Annotated in this window: 16 protein-coding genes; 4 read left to right on the top strand and 12 right to left on the bottom strand. The window is 48.4% G+C overall.

Annotated features, from left to right (window positions below; all coding sequences use genetic code 11):
- Positions 1–18 precede the first annotated feature (18 nt).
- Positions 19–957: a DNA-binding transcriptional repressor DeoR gene (gene deoR, locus P5G61_RS13495; protein WP_024631983.1), complete on the bottom strand. Its 939-nt coding sequence runs from the start codon at positions 955–957 to the stop codon at positions 19–21.
- A gap of 183 nt (positions 958–1140) precedes the next feature.
- Here deoR and P5G61_RS13500 point away from each other — a divergent pair, with 183 nt between their 5' ends.
- Entirely contained in the window at positions 1141–1767 is a 627-nt protein-coding gene (locus P5G61_RS13500) for an FMN-dependent NADH-azoreductase (protein ID WP_301247020.1), read from the top strand.
- Between the two features lie 113 nt (positions 1768–1880).
- On the opposite strand, the gene P5G61_RS13505 is transcribed toward P5G61_RS13500, so the two are convergent.
- From P5G61_RS13505 to P5G61_RS13520, 4 genes are all read right to left on the bottom strand, one after another.
- Positions 1881–2231: a hypothetical protein gene (locus P5G61_RS13505; RefSeq protein WP_301247021.1), complete on the bottom strand. Its 351-nt coding sequence runs from the start codon at positions 2229–2231 to the stop codon at positions 1881–1883.
- A gap of 182 nt (positions 2232–2413) precedes the next feature.
- Positions 2414–3076, bottom strand: coding sequence for a class II aldolase/adducin family protein (locus P5G61_RS13510; RefSeq protein WP_024631986.1), 663 nt, complete (start codon positions 3074–3076; stop codon positions 2414–2416).
- A gap of 79 nt (positions 3077–3155) precedes the next feature.
- Entirely contained in the window at positions 3156–4658 is a 1503-nt protein-coding gene (locus P5G61_RS13515) for a rhamnulokinase (RefSeq protein ID WP_301247022.1), read from the bottom strand.
- Positions 4659–4699: 41 nt separating this feature from the next.
- On the bottom strand, positions 4700–6490 hold the full coding sequence (locus tag P5G61_RS13520; protein ID WP_301247023.1) for an L-fucose isomerase: 1791 nt from the start codon (positions 6488–6490) through the stop codon (positions 4700–4702).
- Between the two features lie 411 nt (positions 6491–6901).
- Between P5G61_RS13520 and P5G61_RS13525 the strand changes: the two genes are divergently transcribed.
- On the top strand, positions 6902–7912 hold the full coding sequence (locus P5G61_RS13525) for a LacI family DNA-binding transcriptional regulator (protein WP_301247024.1): 1011 nt from the start codon (positions 6902–6904) through the stop codon (positions 7910–7912).
- Positions 7913–8056: 144 nt separating this feature from the next.
- Here P5G61_RS13525 and P5G61_RS13530 read toward each other — a convergent pair whose 3' ends face one another.
- The 3 genes from P5G61_RS13530 to P5G61_RS13540 all read right to left on the bottom strand — a co-directional run bounded on the left by P5G61_RS13530 (position 8057) and on the right by P5G61_RS13540 (position 10765).
- Positions 8057–8950, bottom strand: coding sequence for an NAD-dependent epimerase/dehydratase family protein (locus P5G61_RS13530; RefSeq protein WP_301247025.1), 894 nt, complete (start codon positions 8948–8950; stop codon positions 8057–8059).
- 93 nt (positions 8951–9043) lie between these two features.
- Complete coding sequence (locus P5G61_RS13535) at positions 9044–9760, bottom strand: class I SAM-dependent methyltransferase (RefSeq protein ID WP_301247026.1); 717 nt, start codon at positions 9758–9760, stop codon at positions 9044–9046.
- Between the two features lie 24 nt (positions 9761–9784).
- Positions 9785–10765 carry a Gfo/Idh/MocA family protein gene (locus P5G61_RS13540; RefSeq protein ID WP_301247027.1) on the bottom strand — a complete coding sequence of 327 codons (981 nt, stop codon included), beginning with the start codon at positions 10763–10765 and terminating at the stop codon, positions 9785–9787.
- A 184-nt stretch (positions 10766–10949) separates the two neighbouring features.
- Here P5G61_RS13540 and P5G61_RS13545 point away from each other — a divergent pair, with 184 nt between their 5' ends.
- Together P5G61_RS13545 and P5G61_RS13550 are read left to right on the top strand one after the other, a co-directional pair.
- Positions 10950–11537: a bifunctional transcriptional activator/DNA repair enzyme AdaA gene (locus P5G61_RS13545; protein ID WP_301247028.1), complete on the top strand. Its 588-nt coding sequence runs from the start codon at positions 10950–10952 to the stop codon at positions 11535–11537.
- Complete coding sequence (locus tag P5G61_RS13550; RefSeq protein WP_301247029.1) at positions 11534–12352, top strand: SPL family radical SAM protein; 819 nt, start codon at positions 11534–11536, stop codon at positions 12350–12352. The genes P5G61_RS13545 and P5G61_RS13550 overlap by 4 nt, the downstream gene beginning before the upstream one ends.
- A gap of 78 nt (positions 12353–12430) precedes the next feature.
- On the opposite strand, the gene P5G61_RS13555 is transcribed toward P5G61_RS13550, so the two are convergent.
- The 4 genes from P5G61_RS13555 to P5G61_RS13570 form a co-directional block, all read right to left on the bottom strand.
- On the bottom strand, positions 12431–13537 hold the full coding sequence (locus P5G61_RS13555; RefSeq protein ID WP_301247030.1) for a Gfo/Idh/MocA family protein: 1107 nt from the start codon (positions 13535–13537) through the stop codon (positions 12431–12433).
- 109 nt (positions 13538–13646) lie between these two features.
- Positions 13647–14375 (bottom strand): ThuA domain-containing protein, encoded by a 729-nt coding sequence (locus P5G61_RS13560; protein ID WP_024631996.1) that lies wholly within the window; start codon positions 14373–14375, stop codon positions 13647–13649.
- A gap of 162 nt (positions 14376–14537) precedes the next feature.
- Positions 14538–15710 carry a Gfo/Idh/MocA family protein gene (locus P5G61_RS13565; RefSeq protein WP_301247031.1) on the bottom strand — a complete coding sequence of 391 codons (1173 nt, stop codon included), beginning with the start codon at positions 15708–15710 and terminating at the stop codon, positions 14538–14540.
- Positions 15711–15936: 226 nt separating this feature from the next.
- On the bottom strand, positions 15937–16983 hold the full coding sequence (locus P5G61_RS13570; RefSeq protein ID WP_301247032.1) for a LacI family DNA-binding transcriptional regulator: 1047 nt from the start codon (positions 16981–16983) through the stop codon (positions 15937–15939).
- Between the last annotated feature and the right edge of the window lie 10 nt (positions 16984–16993).

Below are 16993 nucleotides of genomic sequence, written 5' to 3' on the forward strand. Positions count from 1 at the left end.
ATGTTGTCATCCAATGAATTATAATCGGAGCAGAGCCTGAGCTGTGTATTGATCTGTTACCAAAATGTTGGCGTAATGACCTTTGAGCGCAGCATGAATGGCTTCTATTTTGCGCTTTCCCCCGGCCACGAGAATGGATTTCTCCTTATTTCGCAGCTCGGCCAGATCAATTCCGACGGTTCTGTTGTTAATTTCTTCACTGATCAACCGGCCCTCGGCATCAAAAAAACGTGAACAAATGTCACCTGCACCGGAATGCATCAGCAATTGCTGTTCTTCATCATTAAAATACCCCAGCCTGAACAAAAGTGCATCTTCCTTCACAGTACCTACCGTAAACATGGCAATATTCGCCTGTCGGCCAAGCTCAACAATTCTGCCAATATGTCGGTCTGCTTCCACCATTTTTTTAACTTCAATATTGTCGAAAATCACCGGCAAAGGCAAATATCGGGGAACTGTATGGAACGCTTCCGCAAATAAATGAACAATTTCTGCCGCATACGTATTCACATGGGAATGGCTTACGCCTCCCTTAAGTTGAACCACTTCCACGCCTTTAACTTGCTTGGGACGAAGCTGACGGGCTACGGCGTTCATCGTTGTCCCCCAGGTTACGCCAATAATATCCGCATCCTGCACCGTATCCTGTAAGTAATCTGCTGCTCTCTTGCTAATATGTTTCAAAATTTCTTCATCACTCTTCAACGGGGCAAAACAAACAAGCGCAGTATCCAGATTATACTTGGACTTGAGCTCCCCGGCGATAATGTCGATATCCTCCAGCGGGTCCATAATTTCAATGCGAACGTAACCGCGATCTTTCGCATACTGAAGTAACCGCGATACGGTTGGACGTGACACACCCAGCCTGACCGCAATATCCTGCTGGCTGTAATCCGACTGATAATACAATTTCGCTGCTTCAATGCTTAATCGTTGCTTCTCCAGATCCATTCCCATATGCGCTCATCTCACTCATTCCTGTTATCGTTCGATTTCACCTACACCATTATATTATACATGATTGAGTACCAGGTCACTATCCAGGTATAAAACGTTACTAACGATGCATACTACATCGGTCGCTTGATAATGTGAGCCCCTTGGGGCAAAAACATCATAGAGAGGAAGAACCCCATGTCTACATTATTGTATATTACTGCCCATCCTCATGATCATGAAACGTTCTTCAGCATGGCAGCAGTTAAAGCGTTTGTTGATGCATATCGTGAAAGAAACCCTTCGGATGAGGTCATTCATCTGGATCTGTATCGCTCAGATATTCCTCATATTGATGCTGATGTGTTCAGTGGATGGGGTAAACTTCAATCGGGTAGCGAATTGACTTCTGGAGAACAGGCCAAAGTCCAACGTTTGAATGAATTATCCGACCAATTCGCTTCTGCTGACAAATATGTTTTTGTGACACCGATGTGGAACTTCTCCTTTCCTCCAATTATGAAGGCGTATATTGACTCCATCTGCGTGGCTGGCAAAACGTTCCGCTATACGGAGCAGGGCCCGGTCGGATTGCTTTCCAACAAAAAGGCACTGCATATTCAGGCCCGTGGCGGCATTTATTCTGAAGGACCTGCGGCCCAAATGGAATCCGGCCATCGGTATTTGAGTATCATTATGTCTTTCTTGGGTGTTCCGAAGCTTGAGGGGATTTTTGTGGAAGGACATAACCAGTACAAGGAACGCGCTGAAGAAATCAAACAGCAAGCCATAGATGAGGCACGTACGCTCGCCAAACAGTTTTAATGCTTAAATAGAACAAGTAGCAACAAACACAAAACCCGCGCGCCAACCCATGGAATATTAATTCCATAGGGCGGCACGCGGGTTTTTATTTTTTTATAATAAACGTTAGAGCTTTATTGATGTCCAGCTCTAGCACGGCTCATGGTTTCAAGTTTGCGAGTAATGGCATGTCGGTCCACTTTCAGTCCCCAAATGGCTTCAATAATCTGTTCTTTCTCTTCGGGACCCTCGGCATTTTTGAGTTGCATTAACAGATCATGCATCTGTTCGTTAATACCTTCAAATTGACTCCAAAGATCCTGTCTAACCTCGGTTGAATCCAGATGATGATTAGCATCCACTTCTTCTTTCAATGCTTGCAGAATGGCCTCTTTCCACTCCTCATCACCCAGCTGTTTCGCTATGTTCAGGAGATCCAGATAATCGTCAACAAGAAGTGAGTTCAATTCAGCATGTGTTTTCATCGTTTATTGCATCCCCTTTACATCTATTTACCCAGTATTATACTCGGTATTTCGGGATATGCAATACTTGTCGAAAAAAATTTTGGTCCTTTGTGCTTAAACTGAATCTCCAAGTTTTGCTGAAAGTAGTGGTTTACATTGATGAAGAAGCATTTTTATCTCGCTCACTTCACTATAATGATTTAGGACTTTAGTTGTTGCAATAGCTGCACGCGGTAGGCTTCACTTTCAAGAGACTGAATCTCTTTGTATTCTTCCGCAGTAAGCACTTTGGGCTCCCCTGTGGCCTTGGCGATCATATACACCTTGGCGCTTTCCTCCACTACCTGGGTACGGTAGTAGGCTTCGCGCAGGTTTTTACCTGTGGTCACTAACCCGTGGTTTACCAGAATAAGCGCTGTGTGCTCTTCAACCTTTGCAGCCACCGCATCGGCAAGAAGTTTGGTCGTTGGCAGAACATAGGGGACAAAGCCAATATCGCCTACAAGTGCGGACTGATCAGGGAACAAATGTGGCAATTCATCGAAAACGAGACTTAGCGCGATGGTGTATGCCGGATGTGTATGCACAATGGCCTGAATATCAGGATTTACACGATAACTGTAGAGGTGCATTAATACTTCGGAAGAAGGACGTGTCGATCCGGTACGTGTCTCACCAGTCGCAATATCAATTGCAATCCATTCATCGGGCTCCAAATCCTCTAGTGCATAACCACTCGGAGAAAGCAGCATCGTTCCTTCGGAACGGGCGCTAAGATTACCCCCAGGACCAACCACCAATCCCTGAGCAACTGCTCTGCGGGCATATTTGGTCAATTCTTCCCTTACCTGTTGTTCAGACATGTTCTGCTCCACTCCTTTGACTTTTTCTATTTCAGCAGTTTGCAGAATCGATTTTATCGTTCTAGCGCAAAATGCTCTTCTAATTGAATCTGTTCGCCAAGGTTTGATTCAAGTTCTGATAGATTTCGTAAGCTTCCTGCCACCTTGCGCTATCTTCTGGCTCATAGGTTTCGGGAGAAAAGGAAGAAGCCATAACTTCTCGCACCTCGGACAAGCTGCTCACTTCACCGTGGGCCAGGAATTGCAGCATGCAATTTCCGGCTGAAGTTGCCTCGGCAGGACCCGCTATCACCGGAATCCCTGCTGCATTCGCCGTAAATTGACACAATAAGCGATTATGCACACCACCACCGACCATATGAATTACCCGCGGTCGCGTACTTGTAATTAGCTCCAACTCATCCAGAGTTTGTCTGAATTCCAGCGCCAAGCTCTCGAGAATACAACGCACAATGGCTCCGGTAGATTCAGGTATGGTTTGCCCACTGGCACTGCACTGTTGCCGGATTCGCTCGGGCATGTTACCCGGTGCCAAATACACTCCATCTCCAGGCGATACATAACTTTGATGAGCGGTTGCCGATGCAGCAAGCTGAACGAGTTCCTCATGGGTAAAACATTGATTCTCCCGTTCCCACTGTCGTTTGCACTCCTGCAATAGCCACAGGCCTGAGCGATTCTTCAAGGTTCGCACTTTGCCATTTACCGTGCCTTCATTGGTGAATCCCAGTTGGCGGCTGCGATTATCCAATACAGGGGTGTCACGTTCCACGCCCATGAGTGACCAGGTGCCACAACTAATAAAAGCAAATTCCGCATCTGTCGCTGGAATAGCTGCCAGCGCAGATGCTGTATCATGTGAGCCTACAGATATCACTTGCATTGGTCCAGTCCGCAACTCTGCACACAAGTCATCCGTTAACTGCCCCAGCACCGTGCCTGGCTGTACGAGAGGTGGGAATAGAGTCTCTGGGATACCCAGACGGCCAATCAGCTGTTCATTCCAACGGGCCTCCCCGGCATGCAATAGTCCGCTTGTACTCGCAATTGTGTATTCACAGGCCTGCTGACCTGTTAGATAATAGTTAAACAAATCGGGCATTAACAACATGCGCACACCCTGCCGGAGATCTTCAGCGTGCTCGCGTACACTTCCAAGCAGCTGAAATACGGTATTGATCTGTTGTGGCAGGACGCCGGACAAGGAATATAGCTCTTCTTCATTCACCATGCGCATGACTTCTTCCATCCACTTTGCATTGCGTGATTCCCGGTAATGACGCGGGTTAAAGCACAATCTTCCCGTCCCGTCCACCAATCCATAGTCGACTCCCCACGTATCCACAGCAATGGAACGGACAGGATGAGAGGTTCCTTGCATTCCCTTCACAATACCTTGTTTTAATTCGTGGAAAAGTCGCAGGAAATCCCAATACAATCCATCCCCCAACTGCACGGGTTCGTTGCTGAATCGATGCATTTCCTGTAATGTGAGCTTGCTCCCGTCAAAAGTCCCCCGGACTACCCGACCGCTTCCGGCGCCATAATCGGCAGCAAGCACATGTGTTGTCTGAATCCCCATTTCTCATGCCTCCTTCGCTTCAGCGTCAAGCCGTTTCGATATTATCGATACAAAGGCCCAAAGACGCTGCATGCTCGGTAATCGGCACTTTCCGGTTCACTTGTACCGAATAGCCCCCAGGCACGAGGACGGAAAATCTCGGATTGTGGCACATTATGCATACTTACCGGGATACGAAGCATGGAGGCCAATGTCAGCAGATCCGCTCCGATATGTCCATATGAGATGGAGCCATGGTTCGCGCCCCATTGATTCATCACTTCATAGACTGAAGTAAAAGCCCCTGAGCCCGTCAGAACAGGTGCAAACCAGGTGGATGGCCAAGTCGGATCTGTCCGTTGATCCAGCGTATCATGTACATCCTCAGGCAGATCGACGGTGTAACCTTGAGCCACTTGCAGTACCGGACCAAGACCTTTAACCAAATTGAGACGCGTCATCGTAACAGGCATGCCACCCTTGGTCAGAAAATCAGCCGAATAGCCGCCGCCCCGGAAATATTCCACAGATGCTGGCCGCCAGGATGTGGCTTTCAGACAGTCCTGAACCTCTTCGTCTGTAATTTCCCAGAAAGGCTTGAGCACAGGTTCACCCGCTCTTGACTGTTGCCCCGTACCATCCAATGCTGCAGAACCGGAGTTGATCAGATGCAAAATACCGTCCTTTGCGTTTCCTTCCAGCTGATGTCCGGTCACGCGTTTTACCGAATCCGGGCTCCAATAGGTGCGTACATCTGCGAAGATCTGCGCGGTATGTGTAAGCAGGGAACCGAATAACATTGACACACCATTCAGGCTGTCATTCTCCGTTGCCACCAGATAAGGTGAGCGTTTGCCATTCCAGTCAAAGGAAGAGTTCAGGATGGACTCCAGAAAATCTCCGTTGGGTGAATGATCAGTCCACTGTCGTTGTCCCTGAAATCCCGAGACAATCGCGTGGTGGCCCATGGATTCCTCAGTGAATCCGAGCTCCGCAAGCTTCGGATTGCCAGCCATCAGATCCCGTACGATCTGCGTCATTTTCACAACCGTTTCCCATTCATACTCTTTGCGTTTGCGATCTGTCTGCAGATGGGCAGGATTGTTATCCGGTCCTTCACTGCAGTTCTCCTTCACCCAAGCCAGTGCCAGCTTATACTCCTCGGGATCGTAGATCTCCTCTTCTATCCGACGAGTCAGTTCACTCATATCCACATATTCGTTCCGCATGCCCAGATACTCCTGGAAAAAAGTATCGTTTACGATGGAGCCAGCAATGCCCATGGATACCGATCCGATGGAGAGATAGGCACGCCCCTTCAGGGTTGCAGCGGCAAGCCCCGCACGGCTGAACCGTAGCAATTTCTCACGAACGTCATCAGGAATCGTCGTATCTCCTCCATCCTGAACATCCTCGCCATAGATGCCAAAAGCCGGAATTCCCTTCTGTGCATGGGCAGAGAGTACCGCTGCCAGATATACTGCACCCGGACGTTCAGTCCCGTTAAAGCCCCAAATGGCCGTAGGAATGGAAGGTGACATATCCATCGTCTCTGTCCCATAACACCAGCATGGTGTAACGGTAATCGTCACACCCACGTTTGAACGACTAAATAGTTCTGCTGCTGCCGCTGCCTCGTTAACGCCACCAATACAAGACTCGGCCACGACGCATTCAACCGGCGATCCATCGGGATAACGAAGTTCTGCTGCGAGCAGTTCGGCAACGGACGTCGCCATACGCATCGTCTGCTCTTCCAATGATTCGCGAACACCCTTGCGTCTTCCGTCAATCGTGGGACGAATACCAATCTTCGGAAATGCCTGTTTATAACGGTAATCCTGATGTGTCATACTAAAACGTCCTCCTTCAAAGGTTTCATGGATTAGGTACGAATGACTTCTGACTTGTCCGTGTGCAGTTGGATGGGGCCAATTAAGGATTCTCTTCCTACAGTTCACCGATACCCGAGGTAACACATTACCGTTGCATGCCACAACGGCCACTTCTCTTTCTTGTTATGAATGCGTTTACAAATACTTGATTAAATAAACCGCTCTATATTATTGACTCCGTTATGCTGTCCTCTTATTGAGTATGAAGGAAGCGATGTGAGCAAAAATGAAGAGCGGTTAGACTGAAATAAATCAACTTTTTTATGATTAGGGTTATCGGTAATCCTAAGATAGCATGAGCTTATGTTGCTGTCAATTGGCATTATCCTATAGAATGGAAAGACTATGTTGCGGAAAGGTTAGATTCCATTGATCACCATTTATGATATTGCCAAAAAAGCCAACGTCTCCGCCATGACCGTCTCCAAAGTCATTAATCAAACAGGTCGCATCAGTCCGGCTACACGAGAGCGTGTGCAGCAGGTCATTGAAGAACTTGGTTACATCCCCAACTCCAATGCACGAAGTCTCGTGCTGCAACGGACCCAGATGCTGTCACTGCTGATTACGGATATTACCAACCCCTTCTATACGACTCTGGCCCGAGGGGCTGAGGATGCTGCCAATCTGCGCGGTTATCGCCTTTTGTTCAGTAATAGTGACGAGGATTATGATAAGGAGAAAAATTATGTGGACACGATCTTGTCTACCCGTGTGGATGGTGTACTGTTTGCACCCGCAGGAGATCGCTCGCTGAATCACTTGAAGCAGCTGCAGGAACGCAACATTCCGTTTGTCATATTGGACCGTACTGTCCCGGGAATCACATCAGACGTTATCGCTGGGGATAGCCGAGACGGTGCGCTTCAACTGATTCGATATCTGACGAATCTGGGGCATCGCTGCATTGCCCTGGTCAATGGTTCTTCCGAGGTTTCGACTGCACGGCTGCGAGAAGAAGGGTACATGGAGGGACTCCGGGAAGCCGAGCTTCCTTTTGATGAAGGCTTAATCCTTCGAACAGGATATCGGGATTTCAGCGATGAAGAGGGTATCGACCGTTTGCTTGCACATCAGCACAAACCTACAGCCATATTTGCAGCAAACAACATGCTCGCCATTGGCGTCATTCGACTTTTACGTAAACGGGGGCTGCGTGTGCCTGAGGACATCTCGGTCGTTTGTTTTGATGATCTGGATCTGGCCTCCGCCTTTGATCCATTTCTCACGGTTGCTGCCCAGCCTGCTTATGATTTCGGTGCCATCGGCATGCAAATGCTGATCGATCGAATCGAAGGCAAGGCTCCTGGGGAACCACAGAGCGTCATTATGCCGTCTGAGCTGCGTATTCGCGCGTCCGCATCGGTGCCTTCCGAATAAACAGGAAAGCAATTGAAGATCACCCCTGACTCGTGAGAAAAACATTAGACTGAAGCAAACACAAACAGGACGCATCGGAGAAGACCTCTCTGACTGCGTCCTGTTTTCTTTGCATTAAATGTATTTCTAATACATATTTGGTTTCTAACCCTCGGATTGAAGTGCCAGAGCCACTTCGCGAACCAGACCTGGGAACCAATCCATCAATGCTTCGAACGTATATCCTGCTTGCTCTGCTTTGGAAGTATCCATTGTCCAGGATTCCGAAATTCCAAAGGGTGACATATCTTCTTTGATCGTTTCGGATAGTACCTGGGATTGCATGCCGGTTACCGTTTCAATCAATTTCATCATAGAAGAGAGTGTTATAGCCCCTTTGGATGCTGCATTCACGGGTCCTGTAATGGATGAATGTCCAAGCCAAGCGAGAAATCTTGCGGCCTCCGTGGAATTGATGAAACCAATCTCGGCTTCCGGATTTGGCATGCCGATAGGTTTTCCTTTTTGCACATGTTCAATATGAAAATGAAGTCTTCTCGTGTAATCATCAATTCCGAGTACAATCGGAATACGCATCGCCGCCACCGGGAAATCCGCTTTCTGGAAAAACACAGCTTCCGCAAGACGTTTGCCCTCTCCATAAGAGAAATCCTCATGGCTACCATATTGCACCGGATATGTGTACGGATTAAAATCAGCTTCCGTAAATCCAGGCTTGGGATCTCCATATACCGAAAGAGTTGAAGTCAAAATGTATCTTTGGGTACGTCCTGCAAAAGCTTCGCATGCCGACTTCGCCGCATCTGGCGAGTAACAGATGTTGTCATAGACAATATCCCACATGTCGGTCTGCGCAACCTCGGCGAGAGATTTCGGATCTTCACGATCCATTTTAATCCGGTTAACCTCAGGTCCAAAGTCTACATCCGTTTTGCCGCGAGTTGCGACGGTGATCTGAGACTTACCTTCCCAAAGCAAATGATCAACCAGACGTTTGCCAAAGAAACGTGTCCCACCAAGTATAAGTACTTTTTTCATCCGATAAAACCTCCTAACCTGTTCTGGTCATGCGTATCTTATTGAAACCTTCATAAATGAAGTGCTGGCTGTGTTGTTGCAACTCGGGTATTTTTACCCGGATTTCACAATATGGAGCATCGTATGTGCTCCTCGCTGGAATTCGTATGAAGTTTTCTCTTCACAAGTGATATATCCGCATTCTTCCAGTATAGCCTTTAGTTCATCCATATGCTCATAACGTTTGCCAGACAAGTCTACCGTAGGAAAAATCCGCAGCTCCCGCTTGGTCACACGCAACAGCTCAAGAATCGTCTGTAGATGGAAATCGGCATCCAGGCGATCTGCATACGTAAACAGAAAATGCGCAGACAATGTCAAATCGAATTGTTCATCGGCAAAAGGCAACTCCGGCAGTATAGAAGCTACATAACGCTCAGGAAAACGTCTCATATCTGCAACACAATCGATGATTGCACGTCTACGCTCTTCTTTCAAGCCCTGGATGGAACCGAAATCATCCCATCTATATTTGTCTTGTACCTGTTCCATTTGTTTCATCGTATGCTCTATGTCCTGAAGTCCCTTCACTTCCAGTTGGCCGCTCTCGTGTTCATAAGCAATATCCGCTGCCCTGGGATCTGCACCCAACTCTCGCGCATAGCTACTGAAAGAACAAGCCCCGCCCGGACAATCGAGAATGGACTTGCCTTTAATCTCATCCACAGTCAGGTTGAACATCTTCATATATTCCTCGAAGGTTCGCCCGATAAAAATAATCTGTGCCAGCTCCAGGCCGGCTGCTCTGCTTTTCTGCTCATCTCTGCTCATCTCGTCTCAGCTCACTTTCCAGAATTAATCGTTAGGAAAAACAAGACCAATCTGCTGCCGGATCTGATCCATCACCTGCATGGTAACATAGGAACGTTCATAGGTGTTCATGTCCGATTCCCTTTTGCCCTGCTGAATCAGATTTACAAATTCCTCTACCTCATAATACATTGATGGGTGAATTTGCTCGGCAGTAAGTTTCTCTATCGTACCATCATTGTAGCGTATCTCTGCATGTTCAGGTGAACCAATTTTGTCAATGATGATGCTGCCACGTTCGCCCATAATTTCGCTTGGAACATGAGAATTGGAGATTTTGGAGTACGTCACTACCGCTTCCATCTCATCATAATTCAGAATGACACTGCCTTGTCCGTCTACCCCGGATTCCAGCATCATCGCCTGGGATTGAACTTGGTTAGGCTCACCAAACAGTGTTATCAATGGATAGAGACAATACACACCAAGATCCATTAACGCACCGTTAGCGAGATCAGGTTTGAACGCATTCAGGACGATTCCTTCTTTATACTTGTCGTATCTGGAAGAGTACTGGCAGTAACTCGCCACATATTTACGTACCGGGCCAATCTTATGTAGGTGAGACTGTACCATTTTGAACGAGGGAACAAGGGTTGATTTCATGGCCTCCATGAGCAGAACTTCATGTTCTCGCGCTGTATCAATCATACGACGAACCTCTGCCCCATTGGCTGCCAAGGGCTTCTCGCACAAGACATGTTTGCCGTTTCTCAGAAACAGCTCTGCCTGTTCGGCATGAAAGGTATTCGGTGTAGCAATGTACACGGCATCGAACCCATCACTCGCCGCCATCTCTTCCAGATTGGTGAATCGATATGCAGCATCATATTGATCTGCGAATGCATTAGCTTTATCTTCAGTTCTTGAATACACGGCGGTCAATTCGAATCCTTCGACTTGTGCAGCGGCTTCAAGAAGCCTCTCTGTAATCCAGTTGGTACCTACCACTCCGAAACGAACCATTCAATCTACCTCTTTCGTAAATAAATTACACACTTAAAACAGCTTGCCATCCTGTACATTGTAGCCTATATTTCATTCAGATTGAAGGGAAGCAGATTTCCAACATATTGATATCTTGCTTTTATGTATGATAATCCCTCGATTTCAACGAATCAGGGGTATAATGAGAGTTGAGGTGATCTCTATGGAAAGTCATAACCCCTATCAAATAGATCCTGTTCCTATAGATGACAAACAGTGGAAAGCCATTATCCACAACGACAGCAACTTCGACGGTAAATTCTATTACGGAGTCAAGACAACAGGCATCTTTTGCAGGCCTTCCTGCAAGTCGAAAGCACCGAAATATGAGAATGTCTCTATATTTAATAACCCTGAAGAAGCATTGGAACGACATTTCCGTCCATGCAAACGATGCAAACCAACAGGTGAGCGAGTCCCCGATCAGGAGTGGATTTCCGTTGTAACAGACTATATTGAGCATCATTTTGCCGAGTCCCTGACACTTGATATTCTTGCAAATGTTAGTCACGGCAGTCCGTATCATCTGCATCGTGTGTTCAAACGGATTACCGGCCAAACGCCTGTGGAATATATTCAGGAAAAACGAGTCACCGAAGCCTGCAATTTGCTCGAAAGCACCGGGCTTACGGTCACCGATATTGGCCGTCAGGTCGGCATAGCCAATCCGGCATATTTTATTACGGTATTTCGAAAACATACTGGGTGCACACCTGCAAATTACCGTGAACAGAGACGTGATGAATCATGAAGACCAACCTATTATACAAAGTACCCAAGACGTTGCTAAACAAAGGAACCGGGTTCCTTAATGGCTATACGCATACACTGAATCCCTACACAGGCTGCGCTTTTGGCTGTTCCTACTGTTACGTAAGGCAAATGCCAGTATCTTTATTTCGCAATGAGCCTTGGGGAAGCTGGGTTGATGTGAAACAGGAAGCCGCCAGTGTGCTTGTCAAAGAGATGAAACGTGCGAAAACGAAAGGTAAAGTCACGATCTTTATGTCATCCAGTACTGATCCGTATCAGCCTGTTGAGTATAAGGAGCAAATCACGCGATCATTGCTGGAAGTTATGGTTGAACATCCGCCCGATTTTATATTGGTCCAAACCCGAAGCCCACTCGTGACTCGAGATATCGATCTGCTGCAAAAGTTGGGTGATCGTGTGCGTGTAAGCATGACCGTGGAAACGGACCTGGACGATATCCGCAAGCAATTTAGCCCGGCAGCTCCACCAATTGCAGGCAGATTTCGTGCATTGGAACAACTGCGTGATGCTGGCATCCCCACACAGGCTGCTATTGCACCCGTATTGCCCAGCAGCGAACACTTTGCAGCCGTCCTGAGACCGCTTGTCCAGCGGGTATGCATTGACGATTATTTCATGGGGGATGGCAGTGAGGGCAAGCGAACACGGAGACTTGGCATGGAATCGCTTTACCAGCAAGTGGGTAAGGAAGACTGGTACAGCCCTGAAGCTTACAAAATTGTAGTTCAACGAATGAAGGCGCATTTTGCGGAACATGAAATCTGGATTAGCCAGGCTGGATTCGAACCCTGATCATGCTTGAACATAAAATGAAAAATAGCCCTGCTTCCCACGTATCGGGAGTCAGGGCTATAGCTTTATCTTGATCGATTATTGATCGAGCGTGTACAATGGCAGATTTGCAGGCAGTGCAGCCGGGCGCTGACACGAGCTGTCCATTTTATAGAAAGTCTGTTCATCCGAAGAGTCGTGGAACGCCCACATGGCTTCGAGCACATGATAGGCTAATTCTCCACTCGCGCGGTGATTGCGACCGCTGTTCACTGCATAAGCCATATCAGCGACACCGATACCGCGTGTATTTTCCTGATATCCAGGCAGAAGTGGAACTTCAGTCCACTCCTCATCACCCAGCAAACGGTAACGAACCGGACCGCCGAATGTGTTTGGATCAGGAACCTGGAGGGTTCCATGGGTGCCATATACTTCAATTGGTGGCAGTACACTGCCGCCAAATACGTCAAAACTCATAATCAGCGTACCAATCGCTCCCTGTTCAAATTGCAATAATCCAGCTACATGTGTTGGAATTTCGACAGGTACGGTTTGACCTCTCTTTTTCTCACTCGTAATCGTCCGCTGTTCCATCGCTTTGCCTGTCATGCCAGCAATCGACTTGATTGGCCCAAGCAACTGTACGAGCGCAGTCAGGTAATAAGGCCCCATATCAAACATCGGCCCGCCACCGGCTGCATAATAGAACTCCGGATCGGGATGCCAGTGCTCATGCCCACGGCTCATCATGAATGCAGTGGCTGCAACAGGTTTGCCGATGACACCATCCTCCACCACTTTGAGAGCAGTCTGAATGCCCGAACCGAAGAACGTCTCTGGCGCACAGCCTACGAGCAGACCTTTGCGCTTGGCCGTTTCCAGAACTGCCTGACCCTCTTCACGTGTAACAGCGAGTGGTTTTTCCACGTAGACATGTTTGCCTGCTTCGAGCGCTCGCAAGCATACATCCGCATGAACGGCAGGAATCGTCAAATTAATGATCAGATCGATCTCGGGGTCTGCCAAAATTTCATCAACCGTGTACACGTTAGGAACATTATAAGCTGCTGCCTGCTCCTCTGCTCTGTTCCGGTCAAGATCTGCAACCGCAACAAGATCAAGCACCTCAAATCGATGACAGTTCTCCATATAAATACCGCTGATTTTACCACAGCCTATAATGCCTACTTTCATTGTTTTCATGCCAGGGCTCCCCTCGTTTTCCACTTGATATAGCGCTTCCAGAATGATTCTCAGATCGTTGTTATGTGGGCAAATATATTTATCTCAACGGATACCATTTAGAATTAAATCAGTTATTTTGGTTATCTGCCATTCCTGTGTATACCTCAGCGACTGCATCTGTACGGCTTTGCGCGAGCGCTTTGCCTGCCGCAGTCCATTTGAAACCACTGCGCATCATTTCAGTAACTTGCTTCATTTCCACGATGTCTGCATGGTGTCCGAGCGAGTTGTAGAATACACGGCCAGCGCCCCAGCGTTTGGTCCAAACCACAGGCATATCCACCGGGCCATTCGCTGCATGAGGACCGTTAACGACTGGAAAACGAGTCGTTGCCAGTACTTCCACAGCTGGGTCCACGTGCAGATAATACTGTTCACTTTTCACCTGGAAATCTTCAATATGATCCAAGAGCGGACTGGAACCACGCTTCATGTTTACCGTGTACTCCACGCCATCGTTCCCCGGATGCGCAACCCACTGTCCACCCGTCATGAACTGCCAGTCGACGTTGTTGCGGAACGCATCACACATCCCGCCATGAAGACCCGCAAGGCCCACGCCGCTCTGAACAGCCGCAGATACGTTATTGACCAGTTCCTGTTCAATCTGCCCCATCGTCCACAGGGGAACGATCAGATCCAAACCCAACAGTTTGTCTGCGTCCGCATAAGCATTCAGTGTATCTGAAACCTCGACCTCGAATTGTTCTTCCTTCAAAATGCGTTCAAATATCGCTGCTACCTGCTCCGGTTCATGTCCATCCCAGCCGCCCCATACGATTAGTGCTTTGCTCATCACCGATCACTCGCTTTCCGGAAGTTAAGTTATTGTCATTCTATCGGACTTGCACAAAATCAAGACCTCTCTCAGAGGCCAAGACATCCAGCCTTATATCTAGTTCTTATTTCAAATGAGTGCCAACATAACGTGCACTTCACAGTTCCAGTGGTCGGACACTTACATTTCTTCTAGCGATACCCAGCGGCGCTCTGTAACGGAACGTTCAACCGCTTCCAATATCGCTTGACAGGCAACGCCATCGTGGAAACTTGGCTCAGGCTGACGTCCTTCGGAGATTGCAGTCACCAGCTCCAGCATTTCATGCGTAAACGTATGCTCGAACCCAATCGTATGACCTGCAGGCCACCAGGCCTCTGAATATTTGTGTGCCGGATCGGTTGCCAGAACACGGCGGAAACCCTGCACATCTTCCTCGTCCTTTGTAAAATACACTTCCAGTTCATTCATCCGTTCAAAATCAAACCGGACACTGCCCAGACTGCCGTTGATTTCAAAGGAGTTCGTACTGCGGTGACCTGCTGCAAAGCGTGTAGCCTCGAAGCTGCCCAGCGCACCATCTGCAAACCGCGCGAGGAACAAAGTGGCATCATCGACCGTCACTTCACCCTTTGGAGCATCTGCGTTCGAGCTGCCTTTGGCGCTAAGTCCGGTCATTTCCGAAGCAAGCGGCCGCTCCTTAATGAACGTTTCGCTCATCCCGATCACTTCCTTGAATTCGCCGACCAGGAAGCGTGCCAGATCAATCAGGTGTGCGCCGAGATCGCCATGGGAGCCGGAACCTGCCACTTCCTTTTGCAGACGCCATACCAGCGGGAACGAAGGGTCCATAATCCAGTCCTGAAGGAAAAACGCGCGGAAATGATAGATTTTGCCCAGACGTCCGCTTTGCACCAATTCTTTGGCCAATTGCACAGCCGGAGAGAAGCGGTAATTAAAACCAACCATGTGCGCAACTCCTGCTTCTTCTGCAGCCTGGAGCATTTCACGCGAATCAGCGAGTGATAGAGCCAGCGGCTTTTCACAGAACAGATGTTTACCCTGACGAGCAGCTTCCAGCGCGATTTCCTTATGAGCATCGCTTGGAGCATTAATATCGATCAGATCGATATCATCACGTCGTACCAGCTCACGCCAATCCGTTACACTTTCAGACCAGCCAAACTGGCTGGCAGCCTCCTGAACTCCCTGCTCGTTGCGTCCACAGATTACCGACATCTCGGGCTGCAACGGGGCAGACGGGAAAAACATCGGCAGGCTACGATAAGCATTGCTGTGGGCTTTCCCCATAAATTTGTATCCAACCATTCCGACACGAAGACGATTTGACATGGTCATTTCCTCCTTTGAGATAAAGCTATACAGGTTGAACTAAGAATATTTACACTGGTCACTACGATGACAGAACAACCTGTCGATCGCTGTTATCCCCAGATTTTTTTGATATCCTTCTCAGAAGGGAAAATCCGGGGATAAAGGCGAACGCGCCGCTTCTTCAGGCTATTTCTGTCCTCTCCGTTTTGGTGTAAATGTTTAGTTCATTCTATATAGCAATGTATTAATTGCGGATTGAAGATGCACGGATAATCAGCTCCGTAGGCAACAACTGCCTTGCAGTTACTGGGGTGAATTCAGGACTGGCAGTTGAAGCTCTTGCTCCCAATGATCCATGAATCAGCTTGGATGCAGCCAGTTCTCCCATTTCATAAAAGGGAACCCTGACGCTGCTCAGCGGTGGAACCGCCATCTCCGCAGCATCGGAGTCATCGTAACCCACGAATGCGGGGAAATCCTGAACCTTGATTCCGCGCTCACGCAAACCATGCATAACACCGATCGCCATCCGGTCATTCGCAGCAAATACAGCATCAATCTCGCTAAGCCTGGCTGCAATGGTGGCAGCAGCCTCCACCCCGCTTCGTCTGCCGTAATTCCCCTCCAGCAGCAGGCTGGAATCCATATTCATTCCGGCCTCATTCAGTCCGATCTGAACGCCCTGAAGCCGCTCCTGACTGTTGGAATAACTATCCGGACCATTGAGAAAGGCAATATTCCGGTACCCCTGATCGGTTAAGTGGCGTATTGCCAGCCTGCTGCCCTCCACATGATCAGCATCCACTTCCATGAATGATTCGCCTGCAAAGTGCTGATTCATTACGCAGAACGGATGCCCCTCCTGCTGAAGCTGCTGCATGGCTGCCAATTCCCCGTGATCATCGCGCGCGCCGAGAATGATGCAGGCATCCACTTTCTGACGGCGGAACAGATCCGTATAATTCATCACTTCACCCGGTGTCCTGAACATGACCAGTAGGTCCATGCCGCTGTCCCTGGCTTTGCTCCCAATGCCACTCAGCATTTCCGAGAAGAAATATGCCGAGAACAAGTGCGCCTTCGGAACGTAGGGCAACACCACGCCAAGGTTACCGCTTTTACTTCTCGCAAAGCTGCGGGCCAGTGCACTGGGCACGTAACCCAACTGCTCGGAAGCTTCGAGCACCTTGCGACGGGTCTCTTCTTTAATAGGACCAACGCCATTAAGAACTCGGGATACTGTAGCTTCCGAAACACCGGCAAGATCAGCCACTTCTTTACGGGATGCCATGGATCTCACC

This window comes from Paenibacillus vandeheii (assembly GCF_030433635.1).
Classification (GTDB): Bacteria; Bacillota; Bacilli; order Paenibacillales; family Paenibacillaceae; genus Paenibacillus; species Paenibacillus vandeheii.

Excerpts from the sequence above, each read along its gene's own strand:
- deoR (WP_024631983.1), bottom strand. The coding sequence starts at position 957 with ATGGATCTGGAGAAGCAACGATTAAGCATTGAAGCAGCGAAATTGTAT.
- P5G61_RS13505 (WP_301247021.1), bottom strand. The coding sequence starts at position 2,231 with ATGAAAACACATGCTGAATTGAACTCACTTCTTGTTGACGATTATCTG.
- P5G61_RS13570 (WP_301247032.1), bottom strand. The coding sequence starts at position 16,983 with ATGGCATCCCGTAAAGAAGTGGCTGATCTTGCCGGTGTTTCGGAAGCT.
- P5G61_RS13565 (WP_301247031.1), bottom strand. The coding sequence starts at position 15,710 with ATGTCAAATCGTCTTCGTGTCGGAATGGTTGGATACAAATTTATGGGG.
- P5G61_RS13530 (WP_301247025.1), bottom strand. The coding sequence starts at position 8,950 with ATGAAAAAAGTACTTATACTTGGTGGGACACGTTTCTTTGGCAAACGT.
- P5G61_RS13500 (WP_301247020.1), top strand. The coding sequence starts at position 1,141 with ATGTCTACATTATTGTATATTACTGCCCATCCTCATGATCATGAAACG.
- P5G61_RS13550 (WP_301247029.1), top strand. The coding sequence starts at position 11,534 with ATGAAGACCAACCTATTATACAAAGTACCCAAGACGTTGCTAAACAAA.
- P5G61_RS13510 (WP_024631986.1), bottom strand. The coding sequence starts at position 3,076 with ATGTCTGAACAACAGGTAAGGGAAGAATTGACCAAATATGCCCGCAGA.
- P5G61_RS13545 (WP_301247028.1), top strand. The coding sequence starts at position 10,950 with ATGGAAAGTCATAACCCCTATCAAATAGATCCTGTTCCTATAGATGAC.
- P5G61_RS13520 (WP_301247023.1), bottom strand. The coding sequence starts at position 6,490 with ATGACACATCAGGATTACCGTTATAAACAGGCATTTCCGAAGATTGGT.
- P5G61_RS13560 (WP_024631996.1), bottom strand. The coding sequence starts at position 14,375 with ATGAGCAAAGCACTAATCGTATGGGGCGGCTGGGATGGACATGAACCG.
- P5G61_RS13540 (WP_301247027.1), bottom strand. The coding sequence starts at position 10,765 with ATGGTTCGTTTCGGAGTGGTAGGTACCAACTGGATTACAGAGAGGCTT.
- P5G61_RS13515 (WP_301247022.1), bottom strand. The coding sequence starts at position 4,658 with ATGGGGATTCAGACAACACATGTGCTTGCTGCCGATTATGGCGCCGGA.
- P5G61_RS13555 (WP_301247030.1), bottom strand. The coding sequence starts at position 13,537 with ATGAAAACAATGAAAGTAGGCATTATAGGCTGTGGTAAAATCAGCGGT.
- P5G61_RS13535 (WP_301247026.1), bottom strand. The coding sequence starts at position 9,760 with ATGAGCAGAGATGAGCAGAAAAGCAGAGCAGCCGGCCTGGAGCTGGCA.